Origin of the sequence: Pseudomonas sp. TMW22080 (genome assembly GCF_022496745.1) — a bacterium.
Classification (GTDB): Bacteria; Pseudomonadota; Gammaproteobacteria; order Pseudomonadales; family Pseudomonadaceae; genus Aquipseudomonas; species Aquipseudomonas bubulae.
This window is the reverse complement of the sequence record NZ_SCFF01000001.1, coordinates 157,028-170,641: the sequence shown is the minus strand read 5'-3', so window position 1 is coordinate 170,641 and position 13,614 is coordinate 157,028. Positions and strand designations below refer to the sequence as shown.

15 protein-coding genes are annotated in these 13,614 nt (G+C 56.2%); 4 read left to right on the top strand and 11 right to left on the bottom strand.

Going from position 1 to position 13,614, the window contains the following annotated elements; genetic code table 11:
• Positions 1 to 23: 23 nt before the first annotated feature.
• Complete coding sequence (locus tag EQV96_RS00810) at positions 24 to 917, bottom strand: LysR family transcriptional regulator (protein ID WP_095018516.1); 894 nt, start codon at positions 915 to 917, stop codon at positions 24 to 26.
• Between the two features lie 129 nt (positions 918 to 1,046).
• Between EQV96_RS00810 and EQV96_RS00805 the strand changes: the two genes are divergently transcribed.
• The 4 genes from EQV96_RS00805 to EQV96_RS00790 are packed head-to-tail and all read left to right on the top strand — an operon-like array spanning position 1,047 to position 4,214.
• Positions 1,047 to 1,703: an RraA family protein gene (locus EQV96_RS00805; RefSeq protein WP_240881050.1), complete on the top strand. Its 657-nt coding sequence runs from the start codon at positions 1,047 to 1,049 to the stop codon at positions 1,701 to 1,703.
• Complete coding sequence (locus tag EQV96_RS00800; RefSeq protein ID WP_095000123.1) at positions 1,703 to 2,365, top strand: RraA family protein; 663 nt, start codon at positions 1,703 to 1,705, stop codon at positions 2,363 to 2,365. The genes EQV96_RS00805 and EQV96_RS00800 overlap by 1 nt, the downstream gene beginning before the upstream one ends.
• Positions 2,365 to 3,003, top strand: a complete 639-nt coding sequence (locus EQV96_RS00795; protein WP_095000122.1) for an RraA family protein — start codon at positions 2,365 to 2,367, stop codon at positions 3,001 to 3,003. Before EQV96_RS00800 ends, EQV96_RS00795 begins: the two co-directional genes overlap by 1 nt.
• Complete coding sequence (locus EQV96_RS00790; protein WP_095024632.1) at positions 3,000 to 4,214, top strand: pyridoxal phosphate-dependent aminotransferase; 1,215 nt, start codon at positions 3,000 to 3,002, stop codon at positions 4,212 to 4,214. Before EQV96_RS00795 ends, EQV96_RS00790 begins: the two co-directional genes overlap by 4 nt.
• Positions 4,215 to 4,358: 144 nt before the next feature.
• Here the strand turns inward: EQV96_RS00790 and EQV96_RS00785 are convergent, their stop codons facing one another.
• From EQV96_RS00785 to EQV96_RS00740, 10 genes are all read right to left on the bottom strand, one after another.
• Positions 4,359 to 5,828 carry a TolC family protein gene (locus EQV96_RS00785; RefSeq protein WP_240881048.1) on the bottom strand — a complete coding sequence of 490 codons (1,470 nt, stop codon included), beginning with the start codon at positions 5,826 to 5,828 and terminating at the stop codon, positions 4,359 to 4,361.
• 31 nt (positions 5,829 to 5,859) lie between these two features.
• Positions 5,860 to 7,902, bottom strand: coding sequence for a MacB family efflux pump subunit (locus tag EQV96_RS00780; protein WP_269779718.1), 2,043 nt, complete (start codon positions 7,900 to 7,902; stop codon positions 5,860 to 5,862).
• A gap of 58 nt (positions 7,903 to 7,960) precedes the next feature.
• Complete coding sequence (locus tag EQV96_RS00775; RefSeq protein ID WP_240881045.1) at positions 7,961 to 9,088, bottom strand: efflux RND transporter periplasmic adaptor subunit; 1,128 nt, start codon at positions 9,086 to 9,088, stop codon at positions 7,961 to 7,963.
• A gap of 405 nt (positions 9,089 to 9,493) precedes the next feature.
• Positions 9,494 to 10,774 (bottom strand): translesion error-prone DNA polymerase V subunit UmuC, encoded by a 1,281-nt coding sequence (gene umuC / locus EQV96_RS00770; RefSeq protein ID WP_095018511.1) that lies wholly within the window; start codon positions 10,772 to 10,774, stop codon positions 9,494 to 9,496.
• A complete protein-coding gene (umuD, locus tag EQV96_RS00765; RefSeq protein ID WP_095000117.1) occupies positions 10,764 to 11,192 on the bottom strand; it encodes a translesion error-prone DNA polymerase V autoproteolytic subunit in 429 nt (142 codons plus the stop codon). The genes umuC and umuD overlap by 11 nt, the downstream gene beginning before the upstream one ends.
• A gap of 105 nt (positions 11,193 to 11,297) precedes the next feature.
• Complete coding sequence (locus EQV96_RS00760; RefSeq protein WP_176464967.1) at positions 11,298 to 11,792, bottom strand: GNAT family N-acetyltransferase; 495 nt, start codon at positions 11,790 to 11,792, stop codon at positions 11,298 to 11,300.
• An 11-nt stretch (positions 11,793 to 11,803) separates the two neighbouring features.
• Positions 11,804 to 12,241 (bottom strand): GNAT family N-acetyltransferase, encoded by a 438-nt coding sequence (locus EQV96_RS00755; RefSeq protein ID WP_095018509.1) that lies wholly within the window; start codon positions 12,239 to 12,241, stop codon positions 11,804 to 11,806.
• 4 nt (positions 12,242 to 12,245) lie between these two features.
• Positions 12,246 to 12,509 carry a hypothetical protein gene (locus EQV96_RS00750; RefSeq protein ID WP_240881043.1) on the bottom strand — a complete coding sequence of 88 codons (264 nt, stop codon included), beginning with the start codon at positions 12,507 to 12,509 and terminating at the stop codon, positions 12,246 to 12,248.
• Between the two features lie 45 nt (positions 12,510 to 12,554).
• Positions 12,555 to 12,950, bottom strand: coding sequence for a GFA family protein (locus tag EQV96_RS00745; protein WP_095000114.1), 396 nt, complete (start codon positions 12,948 to 12,950; stop codon positions 12,555 to 12,557).
• Positions 12,950 to 13,597: a class I SAM-dependent methyltransferase gene (locus tag EQV96_RS00740; protein WP_240881041.1), complete on the bottom strand. Its 648-nt coding sequence runs from the start codon at positions 13,595 to 13,597 to the stop codon at positions 12,950 to 12,952. The genes EQV96_RS00745 and EQV96_RS00740 overlap by 1 nt, the downstream gene beginning before the upstream one ends.
• Positions 13,598 to 13,614: the final 17 nt, after the last annotated feature.

The following is a 13,614-nucleotide window of genomic DNA, read 5'->3' as shown; positions in this document are numbered from 1 at the left end:
ATAGGCCAAACCTATCAAAAACATCATGCCTTGGCGCTTAAACGAGCAATGATCGCCTCTATCAGCGGGTTCGACCGATTGGCATTCCATGCCACGGCAGTGGTCACCACGTTGAGCTTTTCGCTCAGTGCACGGAATACCACATTGGCGGGAGCCAGCTTTTTCAAGGACGCAGGCACCAGCGCAATGCCCTGGCCATAGCTGACAAAGGCGATTTGCGAGGCCACGGAACGCACTTCGTGCAACACCCGCGGGGAAAAACCGCTTGCCCGGCAGGTGGCAATCAGATTGTCGAAATACACCGGGCTGACCTTGCGCGAAAACATCACCAGAGGCTCATTGGACAGGCTGGCCAGGCTGATGCGCGTGCGCGCTGCCAGCGGGTGATCACTGGGCAGGGCCAGCATCAGGCGGTCCTCCAGCAGCGGCAGTGACTGGATTGAGTCCCCCAGATCACCGTCCAGACGGGCAAACGCCAGATCAATATCCCCCGCCTCCAGCGCCGGCACCGCTTCGACGCTGTCAATTTCCCGCACCGAGACGGTCAAGTGCGGGTAATCCTCCTTCAACCGCTCGATCAGGCCCGGCAGTACATCAAACATGGCCGTGGAAATTGCGCCAATGGTCAGCATCCCCGACTGCCCCGCCAGCGCTTCATCCACGGCCAGCTCCAGACGCTCCAACTGCTCGGCGAACTTGCGTACGGCCGGCAGAATTGCCGCCCCCACCGGCGTCAGCTTGGCACCGCGCCGCGAGCGCTCGAACAGTTTGACCTTGAGCGCTTGCTCCAGCACCTGGATCTGCTCGCTCAGCGGCGGCTGGGACATGCCTAGGCGCTTGGCGGCGCGGCCGAAGTTCTGCTCTTCGGCGACGGCCAGAAAGAGCCAGAGGTGACGGATCAGACGGAAATTGATCATGGTTTTTCCATAGGTTTAACGTATCCAAAGCTTACGTGAACAGGAATATACCTATCAAACAGCCTCGCCGACACTGAGCACCTACACCACCACTGAGGCTGCGCGATGACGCTCAAAAGCACGACCGACATGACTGTACTCCAGCGTCTGGCGGCACTGGACAGTAATACCGTGTCCGATGCGCTGGATTTTCTTGGTCTGGCAGGGGCCACTGTGGGGCTGCGGCCGCTGTGGAACTGCCCGCCGATCGTTGGCCGTGCCAGTACCGTACTGTTGGCCGCAAAGACCGACACGGTGCCCAGCGCCCACCTGATCACCCCGGTGGTCGAACACATCAACACGGATGATCGGGTGCTGGTGATCGCCGGCGGTATCGAGGGCATCTCTTGCTGGGGCGATATCCTTGCCAATGCGGCGCTCGCCAAACAGGTGCGAGGCACCATCATTGACGGTTGCAGCCGCGATATTGATGGCAGTGCGGCAATCGGTTATCCGGTTTACGGCCGTGGCGTCACCATGATCAGTGCGCGCAATCGCGTGATGCAGATAGCGGCCGCCGTGACCATCGAAGTCGCCGGGGTCAATGTCAGCGAAGACGACTATGTGATCGCCGACAACTGCGGCACGGTGTTTGTGCCCCAGGCCCATATCGCTCAGGTCGTCGATCTTGGCGAACGTATCGCCCGGCGTCAGCAAGTCATGCTCGACGCAGTACGCAGCGGTCGCTCCGTAGCCGAAGTCATGCATGACAGCCAGTTTGAAGCCATCCGCACGGAGCACGTCTGATGAACCCTGAAGATCAAGCACTGGTCGCCCTGTTTGAGGGCCTGGACACGCCGGGGGTTTCCGATGCCCTGGACAAGCTCGGCCTGCCCGGCCAATGCCTGGGCGTGATGCCGCTGGGCAACTACAGCACGGTTATTGTCGGGCCGGCATTCACAGTGCAGTACGTCCCGGCCAGCGTGCCTGCCGGGACCGTGGGCGACTTTATCGAGCAAGTTCTGCCCGGTGACGTAGTGGTGATCGACAATGCCGGGCGCACCGACTGCACCGTATGGGGCGACATCATGACCCAGTACGCCGGCAGCCGAAACATCGCTGCCACGGTTATCGACGGTGTTTGCCGTGACGTGAACAAGGCGCTGGGAGACGGTTATCCGATCTTCAGCAAGGGCCGCTTTATGCGCACCGGCAAGGACCGTGTCCAGGTGCAGTCGATCAACCAGCCCGTTTCCATTGGCACCGCCCGCGTCTGTGCCCGTGACATCGTGGTGGCCGACGCCAATGGCGTAGTGATCGTACCCCGCGCCCATGCCGCACAAGTGGCCGCCTGTGCGCGGCAGATTGAAACCGTCGAAGCGCAAATCCGTACCTTGATCAGTCAAGGCCAGACCCTTGCAAGCGCCCGCGCTGCACTGGGCTACCACAGCCTGCAGAGGAAAGCCTGATGAGCACACTCGCCCTGCCCCTGAACTACCACGAACGGGCCAGAATCCTCGGCAGTTCGACCCTGTATGAGGCATCGCACCTGGCCTGTGCCGTGGACAGCGGCATCCGCCCGATCTGGGATGGCGCCTTTATCGCCGCGCCGGCGTACCCGCTGCAATGCGCTCCTGGCGATAACCTGGCCCTGCACCTGGCCCTTGAACAAGTGCCCCGCGGCAGTGTGCTGGTAGTGGGTACCGGTAATTTTATTGCCGGTTACTGGGGCGAAGTCCTTACCGTTGCGGCACAGGCAGCCGGTGTGGTCGGCCTGGTCATCGACGGCGGGGTACGTGATATCGCGGCCTTGAAGGCGCGCCGGTTTCCGGTATTTGCCCGCGGCATCTCGGTCAGAGGCACCGTCAAGGCCAGCGCCACCTCGGTAGGTCAGGCTTTCAATTTCAACGGCGCAGAGGTGGCGCCGGGGGATCTGCTGGTGGCTGACGATGATGGTGTGATCATCATCCCCAAGGCACATGCCGCACGTACCTTCGCCGAAGGCGAATCCCGTGCCGACAAGGAAGCTCATATGATGCAGGCTCTGACTGAAGGCCGCTCCACGCTCGAACTGATGAACCTGACTCACTGGAGACACCGCCCATGAGCAGCGATATCCAGCGGCTCAACCGGCACCTGGCAAGCGCCCTGCCCTCGGCCACCTATCGGATCATCGACCGTGTTGCAGAGCGCCGCGCCCAAGGCGCCACGATCATTTCACTGTGCGCTGGCGAACCGGACTTCGATACGCCCGAGCCTGTGCGCGACGCTGCAATCCGCGCCATAGGCCAGGGCCACACCCGCTACACCCAGGTCGCTGGCGCACGTTCACTGCGAGAAGCGGTGGCGGCCAAATTCCGTGGTGAAAACGGCCTGGATGTCGGCTGGCAGGACACCCTGGTCTGCAACGGTGGCAAACAGGTGATCTACAATGCCCTGGCCGCGACCCTCAATGAGGGAGATCAGGTCATCATACCGGCGCCTTACTGGGTCAGTTATCCCGAGATGGTTCAGTTATGCGGCGCACAAAGCTGCTTCGTGACCTGCCACGCAGCGTCCGGTTTCAAGCTGACCGCAGCGGCACTGGCAGCGGCAATCACCCCGCAAACGCGCTGGCTGATCCTCAACTCGCCCTCCAACCCGACGGGGGCGGTGTACAGCCGCGACGAACTGGCGGCACTGGCCGATGTGCTGCTGGCCCATCCTCATGTATTGATCCTGGCGGATGATATCTACGAACACCTGATCTTCGATGGTCAGCTGTTCCATACCCTGGCCCAGGTTGAACCACGCCTGGCAGCGCGCACCCTGACCATGAACGGCGTGTCCAAGGCCTACGCCATGACCGGCTGGCGTATCGGTTTTGCCACAGGCCCGCGCTGGCTGTTGCAAGCCATGGAAACATTGCAAGGCCAGCAGACTTCGGGAGCCGGCTCAATCTCGCAGCAGGCCGCTCTCGCCGCTCTGGAAGGCCCCAAGGACTTTATCCACAGCAGCCGTATCGCGTTCCAGAAGCGCCGCGATCTGATGGTCGACCAGCTCAATAGCATACCGGGCCTTGAATGCACCAGCCCGGCAGGCGCCTTCTACGCGTTCGCCTGCTGCGCCGGACTGATCGGCCGCACCTCGCCCGCAGGCAGGGTGCTGTCCACCGATGAAGACGTGGCCCTGGCCCTGCTCGACGAAGCCGGTGTAGCCGTGGTGCATGGCAGCGCCTTTGGCCTGGGGCCCTATATCCGTATTGCCTATGCCCTGGATGACGCCGTGTTGCGCCGGGCCTGCGAGGCGATCAGGAGGTTTTGCATGGCTGTGCGTTGACGTGCAGCAGGATTGGCCGGCCCCGGAAAACATTAAATTCAATTAAACGCATGGCTTGATTTGAAACTCACACATCAACCAGGCCTGCGAGCACTTAACGCACACAGCCGGCAAATAAACCTGAAGCACCTGACCAGGTACCTTTCATCGCAAGGCATCAGCGCATCCATCACCGCAGCCGCCACCGATAGACTGATGAAACTTGACCATGGCAATCAACCGATCAGTGCGACTCTTACCCAGTCGCAGTTCGATACTGCGCTTCGCATCCTGTTGATCCAGCCATTCTTTTATATTCGACTGCCCAAGGCGATAGCGTATTTCAGCAATGCGCTCTGCCCGGGATGAAGATTCATGGGCACGGGCCAGGTAGAGCCCCTCATCGGTGAGCTGTTTATAGGCCGACAGTGCGTTCTCAACATCCTGCAGCGCATCAAGCAACTGTTTTTTGTATAACTCGATACTCTCCTGGTACGTTGCTTCGGCGATTTCAACTTGCAACTTGCCTTTATTGAACTCAAAAAACGGAAGCAGTAAATCTGCCGTAAAAAAACCCACCGGATTTCGCAGAATATTTGACAGTTCGCGTGTCCCTCCTCCAGTGATACCTGCCGTAAGATTCACTGCCGGATAGAGGTTTCTTTGCTGGATCTCAATATTGCTGAAATGAGCGCGCAACCTGAGTTCAGCAGCCCTCATGTCGGGTCGCTGGCTCAGAATGTGGGCAGGTATCTCCGACCGTAGCGCTGTAGACGGTTGAGTCGGAACTGGACGAATCTTGATCGTGTCATCCCATCCCATAGGCGACGCCAATAAAACCAACAAGGCATTGCGGCTTTCTTCACGCTGTTGAAGCCGCCCTGTTTTATCGGCCAGCAGTACACTTAACTGTTGCTCTGCCTGAATCGACTGAAGACGCCCCTCCTGCCCAACGGATTCACCCAGGCGTGCCAGCTCAAGGATTGAACGGGCGCTGGCAATGCTGGTGTCGTTAATTTCAATGCTTTCATTCAAAAACGCTAATCGCCAGTACAGCTCCATTGTTGTACCGATCAGTTGCATCGCGATGTGCTCACGATCCTCCCGGGTCGCCATGGCTTCCCAGGCCGAGATATCGCGAGCCTTTGCAAGACGCCCCCATAAATCCAGCTCGTAGCTCAAGGAGAATGTGCTGGTAAAAGCCTTTTGTTCCGAACTTCCTCTGTTCAGTTCCTTGCTACTGCTCAGTTTGAATCCACTTGATACACCTGGTGTTAAATTCGTCCTGACAATACCCGCTTGTGCCTCTGCCTTTTTGACCCTGTATGCAGCCGCTGCCAGGTTATTATTATTGCGCAGTACACGTTCCACCAGAGCGTCCAGGTCAGGGTCCTGAAATGAGCGCCACCAATGCTGTGTCTGCTTTATATCTTTACCCTCAGGTAATGCATTACGCCATTTTGCAGGCAGCGCCAGTTGTGATTTGACAGCGTTCACATCGGGCAGATGAGTGCTACAACCTGCCAACAGCATCACGCTACAAAACACAGCAGGGTAATATCTAGTAATCACAATGATATTCTCAAGAACATTGGAGCGCAGTGTTGACTGCGTCCAGCAAGGCATCGACTTCATGTTGAATGATTACGATGGCAAACCCATTGACTTACGCCCGGGACAAAGCCTCGACAGGATCCAGCCTGGCGGCATTTCGAGCAGGTATATAACCAAATACAAGACCAATAACGGTAGAACTTGCAAACGCTACCATGAACGACCAATAAGAAAATTTAAGCGGAAAATCAGTTTGTAATCCGCCTAAAATTTCCCCGGCAAGCAGGGCTAGCAAAAACCCAAAACCACCGCCAAATATGCACAGCAAACAGGATTCGCTGAGAAACTGCTGCATGATATCTCGTCGACGGGCACCGAACGCCATACGAACGCCTACTTCATAGGTTCGCTCTGCTACTGAGTAAAGCATCATATTCATCAAGCCAATTCCTCCAACCAGGAGAGAAATCGATGCGACCGATATGCTCAGCACGTTCAAGACTCTGGTAGCACTGGTCACCGACCGGAGTATTGAGTCTGCAGAACTTGTGAAAAAGTCTTTGCTGCCGCGTTTGAGTTCCAAAAGACGATTGATATTACTTTCGGCCAGTTCGTTTGAAATCCCGTCAGCCACGCGCACTACAATGCTCTCAAGAAATGGCTGGCCCGAAATACGTGACATCAACGTGGTATAAGGCATATACATCTGCAGAACAGGCGCCTCACCAAATGAAGACGGTGTATTCTTGATAACCGCTATGACGATTGCCGGCATCGGGCCTACCAATATGACTTTTCCAATCGGGTCCTCCCAGCTCGGGAAAAGTCTTTTGCGCATATTTTCATCAATGACTGCAACTTGCGCCTGCCGTTTAACATCATCACTGGAAAAAAAAGTACCTTGCGCAAATACCTCGCCTCTCACCCTGGCAAACGCTTCACCGACACCCAATACCTGAGCTGAAAGGTTGGCGTTTTTTGATGTAATGGTGGCTGTCGCAGAGGTGACCGGGGAGATGCTGTCAACGTAGGGAAGTGATCGCAGATAGTCCACATCAGATTCACTCAGCGCTTTGTTTGAACCCTTGTAGATATCACCCCAGTCCTTTCCGGAGTAAATATCGATGGTGTCAGCACCCAGGGCGCTGATCTCTTGAACTATACGGTCGCGCGCCCCCTCACCCAGGGCAATAACCGATGAAACCGCAGCAATGCCGATGACGATTCCCAGTACCGTCAATCCCGCATGCAAGGGCTTTCTGACCAGCCACGAAAAAGCAATTTTAATTGCCTCCACCCAGCCTGACAGCATGTTTATCGAGGAGCCCTGTGCAGGTTTCAACCCGGGCCCCCCTCGCGGCCCTGCCGTTGACGAGGCAGGGTGATTGCCTGTATCCGAAGAGATGCATCCATCCTGAATATGAATCAGCCGCTGCGCATATGAAGCGATGTCATTATTGTGCGTAACAATAATGACGGTATGCCCTTTTGCATTCAGTTCACATAAGGCGGCCATCACCTCCTCACCGCTCTTGGTATCCAGCGCACCGGTCGGCTCATCGGCCAATATGATGTCGCCGCCATTCATCAGTGCACGCGCAATGCTGACACGCTGTTGCTGCCCACCTGACAACTGTCCCGGAAAGAAGTGCAAGCGGTCACTCAACCCAAGACTGCTCAACAGCATTTGCGCGCGTGCACGCAGTGTTTTCTTCTCCCCTTCGACATAAAGGCCTGGAGACAAAACGTTTTCTTCAGCATTCAGGTGGCCCAGCAAATGGTAGCGCTGGAATACGAATCCGAAAGTGCCTCTGCGCAAATCTGCCAACTCATTATTCGTCAGACGGGTCACACTCCGCCCGTGCAGGATGTATTGCCCTTGCGAAGGCGGGACAAGGCACCCCAGAATATTGAGAAGGGTCGACTTTCCCGAGCCCGATGTCCCGACAATTGCAACCATCTCACCTGCACGGATATTCAGGTTGACGTCTCGTAAAGCCTCTGTAGATGAATGACCATTGAAATAGCTCCTGCTGACATTTATCAATTGGATTAATGGCGCGGATAAGCTCAGGTTTTCCTCTGGCAGGTTGCCAGGCTTTACGGCATCCTTCGTGGGCCGAGTTCGAAACTTTATTTTCCTGAGACATTCCATACACTACCCGACAAATAAATATTAACAATGACTCCCACAGCACAACATCAATCAACGCCTATTCGATAATGACATTGTCGCCTAGCTCAAGCCCCGACTTAACCTGCACATGCGTATTGTTTCGCAGACCGATCGCAATGGATCTTGCAACCACTTCTTTCTGCTCCGTCAATATACGCACTTCATAAAGATTGCCCGCAGACTGCTTTTTTCCGAGAGCGGCCAAAGGAATTGCCATCACCTGGCCAACGCTTTCCTGAGTGATTTTAACGTTGGCTGTCATCAAAGGCTTGAGCAGACGATCAGGGTTATCAACTTCAAACGTAGCATTGTAGTAAACAGGAACATTGGACGTTGCATTGGGCTTTGAGAGTTCTTTGCTGTCAGTAACGACGGACTCCGGCAGAAGTTCAACGGCAAGAATGTTCGATTCGAAAGACAGCTCCGGTGCACCGGTCACGGTAAAAACAACCTTTTGCCCCTCCTGCACTCGTACAATATCCGACTCGGATATTCTGGCCTTGACTGTCATCCTGTCCATATTGCCCATAATCAGAATGGTCGGTGATGTCTGGGCGGACACAATTGTCTGGCCCTCCTTAGTCACAATAGCGATGATTTCGCCATCGGCAGGCGCCTTGATTTTCGTATACCCGAGATTAGCCACTGCGCTATCCATCTCGATTTGAGCCAAATGAATCTGGCTTTTTAGAACGAAGACTTCAGCCCGGGCATTTTCCAGCTCCACCTCGGCTTGCTCAAGGTCTCTTTTTGCGCTGGCATCTGCCTGGTACAGCGCTTGCTGGCGGGTAAATACCCTCTCTGCGCGCTGGCGCGCTTTTTCCCTGGCCTTTTGCTGTGCCAGTACAAGATCGCGGCTGGCTTTCGCCTTGCTCAAGGCATTTTCCTGAAGCTCCGGATCAATCTCCACTAATACCTGGCCTTTTTTGACCTTGTCACCCAGTCGCACATGGATTGTTTTAACTTGACCATTAACCTGCGCGCCGACATCGACCAAGCCCGTTGCGACTATCGGGCCTGTTGCCAAAACCAGACTTTCCATGTCGATTTTCGTTACTGGCGCAACGATATGGCTCACTTCATCAGACCGATCAAACAACCCATAAAATGCAAAAGAAGATAATGCGACCAGCCCGACAACAAAAACAATCCATTTAAATCGCATAAGTGAGCAACCAATACAATGCAACTGTGTTTATCATCTTTAATCCTGACCTTGCCTGATAGCAGGCACGTACCGGCATCTGCTTTTTTGACTTTTCTTGATAGTCTTGATAGCCCGCCACTCTTGCAATTAAAACCAGTGCCTGTTCGGCAATGGGTATAACAGGGCAACACCATTAGTACAGCATCAGTACTAACATTCAACTGCCAGGAGCAAGCGCAAGAATAACCCCACTATTAATTCAGGGTTTTCCTACCTTGATTTTTTTGAGTCTTCAACAAGCAAACCAGCAGCACACGACAGCCCAGTGTTCTGAGCAGGCCATATGTTTGAACTTCACACACCGGATCTCCACTTTGCGCGTACAGTTCATTGCCCACAGTTCTGCACAATCAACGGCCGTATTTATCGGCACGAAACCTGCCAAAGCTGATCCACCCGCGTCGTATAACTCTGGCTCATCATCTCCCGGCGCATCCCCCAGTCGGGTTTGCCCGGCACGCTGGCGGCCCGTAACGTGCCCCTGCCCCAGCGGCCATTGATGGCATCCAGTACCGCCATCACCCGTGAAGCTTCTGCCGGTTGATTGACGGCAAACAGATCGTCGGAAAACTCCCCCGGCTGGCGCAGGTCGAGCAACAACACTTCGGCCTTGCTGTATCTGAAACCGGGCTGAAACACATGCTCCAGAGCATCCACCGCTGCTCTGGTGAGTAACCGCACATCATCGGTAGGATAGGGCAAGGTCACCACCACGCCCTTGGCGTACTTCGCCTCGTCCGGGTTGAACATGCCGGTACGAATGCTGACCCGGACTTTTTGGCAGTACGACTTTTGTGCCCTGAGTTTTTCCGAGGCACGCATCATATAGGTGGCTACGGCCTCCTTGATCGGTGCCAGCTCGGTCAGGCGCTTGCCAAACATACGGCTGCAGCAGATCTCCTGCTTGGGCGGGTCGGGCTCGTCCAGGGCCAGGCAGGATGTACCGTTCAATTCACGGGCCGTTTTTTCGATCACCACGCTGAATTTTTTGCGCAGCGACCACGGGTCCGCTTTGGCCAGATCCATCGCTGTGCGAATCCCCATACCTTCAAGATGCGCGGTCATGCGTCGGCCAACGCCCCAGACCTCCGACACCGCGGTATTGCGCAGTACCCAGTCACGTTCATGATCGCCACACAGGTTCACCACGCCCCCCGTGTGGGCCTGCAAGCGCTTGGCGGTGTGATTCGCCAGCTTGGCCAGGGTCTTGGTATGCGCGATGCCGACCCCCACCGGAATGCCCGTGCATTGCAGGATGCGACTGCGCAACTGACGGCCCATGGCGGTGGCGTCAACGATACCGCTCAGGTCGGCAAAGGACTCGTCGATGCTGTAGACCTCGACAGCCGGCAACATCGCCTCGATCAGGCTCATGACACGCTCGCTCATGTCGCCATACAACGCATAGTTGGACGAGAACGCCACAATCCCCAGTTGCTCGAGCCGATCCTTGATCTGGAAATACGGCTCGCCCATTTTCACGTGAGGCTTGGCGTCATAACTGCGGGCGATCACGCAGCCGTCGTTGTTGCTCAGCACCACAATGGGCACCTTGGCCAGGTCGGGCCTGAACACACGCTCACAGCTGGCGTAAAAACTGTTGCAATCGATCAGGGCAAAAACCGGCGCAGGCTTAGTGGCCATGGCTGCGCACGGTATAGGTAATCACGCCCCAGACTGTCAGTTCATCACCTTCGAGTACATACCGGTCCGGATACTTCGGGTTTTCGGATTGCAGCACAACACTCTTGCCACGCAGGCACAGGCGTTTGCATATCGGCTCGTTATTGAGCAGCGCCACCACCACATGGCCATGCCCGGGCTCGATAGCACGGTCCACCACCGCCAGATCCCCGGAAAAAATCCCCACTCCCTGCATGCTGTCGCCGTCGATGCGCACCAGATACACATGGGGCGCACGGATACCGAGCAGTTCATCGAGGGAAATTTCCTTCTCGATATGATCCGCCGCCGGTGACGGAAACCCCGCGGGGACTTTGAAGGAGCAAAGTGGCAGGCGAACGCCATCTTCAGCAATGGGACCCAGGGAAGTGAAGCTCATGACGCACGCCTTACGATAACTGTATGAACATACAGTAAACTGCGTAGGATCATTCTGGTCAATTTTTCTGACAGATATTTCGACGAGAGGAGTGTGTAGCCGATTTCAGGGGCTGTCTGGAGTCACAACCCAGCACATCGTCTGCAACCTGATAGAGGGATGACTTGCCAAGGGTTCCCATTCATCCCTGAACCTGAACCCTTGCTTCAGGTAGAAGCTGGCAGCTCTTGCGTTGTCCGGGGCTACCTCGAGATAAACGTACTCATGCCCACCCTGCAGCGCCCGGGCCTTGACTGCGCCAACCAGCCGGGCGGCCACATCGGCGCCGCGCACGCCGGGCTCGACCCACATGCCGATCAAGTTATAGCGCCGGTTTTCGCTCACCCCGGCACCGATCATGCCCACCGCCTTGCTGTCCTCGATGGCCAGCCAGAATTGCGTCCCCGCCCCTGAATCAGCGCGCTCTTGCCACTGCTCGTCGGTGTAACTGGCCGCCGTTTGATAGCTCACGCCAAATGCCGTCGGGGCCTCCAGAAGCGCTGCCAGGCGAACCTGCTTCAACAGCATCCAGTCACTGGCTTGCGTCAATCGAATGTGCATACCCTTCCCTGCTACGTCCGTGATTTTTCAAAACGAACATCACCTTCAGGCAAATTCGCCACCGCCTGCCAGCCAAGGTGCCGATAAAAACCGCTGGCACGGCTGTTTTCAGCGGTCTCCAGCCAAATCGTGGGGTGATGCTGAAACAGAAACGCCTCGGCCTTCGCCATCAGTCTGCGACCCAGCCCGAGCCCCTCGAATTCGGCCAGGACAAATGCGGCAAAGACACAGCCATCCTCGGCATCGGCCATGGCAAACCCCACCGTAACACCCTCGACCTCGGCCACCCAGATACAGGGAGCGGCTTCCATCGCCTGACCTATGGCGTCGGGGGTAATGCCCATTTCAGTTAACTGTTGGTGAGAAAGAGGGTTCTCCCTGACGCGGGTACGGATGACAAAAATTGTCGGGATATCTGCCTGATTGGCAAGTCTTATGGCTATGTTCATAAATTCAGGGCTCCATCCCTTGCAGCTTGCGCTTCAGGCGCTTGAGGTAGCTGTTGACAATAAGTTTGTGCGCCGGCCCCACCGGCAGCAATAACGAAGAAATCCCGTCTCGGGTTCGAAACGCCAGGCGCATCAGCGGCCCCTGCCCGGCCGTCATCAGGTTCCAGGCTTGCAGCGCCGTGATCTGCACAGGCAGCAGCACCGATCTGCTGTCATGGTAATCAAGCTCGGGCAGCGGACGCAGGGTATGAACAGATGCACGGGTCACTAACGGTTATCTCCCTGATAAAAGTTAAATAATGCCACTGAAGCCCTAGCGCCCCGGCTGCCATTGCGGGTAGACCGCAAGGTCTTCATGTTCAAGCCATGGGACATCATGCTCAGCCCAGATATGGTATTGCGGGCGATCGCCCGGGTCCTCGTCCAGGGTCGCAACACGAACAATCACAGCCGCGGCTGTGTCACGTTCAGCCACAAGGTGACAACCGCACAGCGAGCAAAAGCGCCGCAGCTTGCCGGGGGAAGACTCGTAGTTGCTGAGCTTTTCCTGCCCCCTCGTCCAATGGAAGTGCTCACGCAAAACACCGGCCGTGGTGACAAACGCAGCAGCATGGGTTTTGCGGCACGACTGGCAATGACAATGGCTTACAGGCAGGTCGATACGATCAATTTCATAGCCAACGGCACCGCAGGCGCAACTTCCCTTCATCACAGGCTCCTTTGTTCAGTACGGTATTTATCGTCGCCTTGCGGCTTGCTGGCAATGATATCGAAGCGGTGCCAGGCGATGTCCCCCTGCAAACTGGCACCCGGTTGCTCGAATTCGCGCAACAGATGCAGCTCAAGATTACCGCACAGCAAGCGCGCCTGCGCTTCGGTCTGAAAGGTCATATGGGCAAGTGCCGCCCAGCCGTGCCGCTCGCCAAACAGATGGCCGACAAATACACCACCCGGTTCAAGCGCCGCAGTAACAAGCCGCCAAAGGGTTTCAAAATATTCTGGCCGACAGAACGGCAAGGCGAGACCGGCATGGATCAATCTGGATGCAGGTAACTGCGTCAGCTGTTCAAAATCGCAGGCCAGGGTCGCCAGCCGCCCACCGCTGAAACCTTGTGACAATGCAGATGTTCGCGCAATGGCGCCGGCTTCGCGGTCAATGGCCAGTACGTCCCAGCCTGCGGCCAGCAATTGCCGGGTTTCCATTCCGGCCCCACAACCCAGGTCCACGGCCTGACGTGAACCCTCATTCGCGCTGATCAGGTTCAAGGCCCTACTCAGCAAGGGCGATTGCCCGCGCTGTTCACTTGCCTGGTAATAGGCTTCCCAGTCACTCAACTCAAGTTCCTTCTTGATCATTACGCCTGTCACAGGCC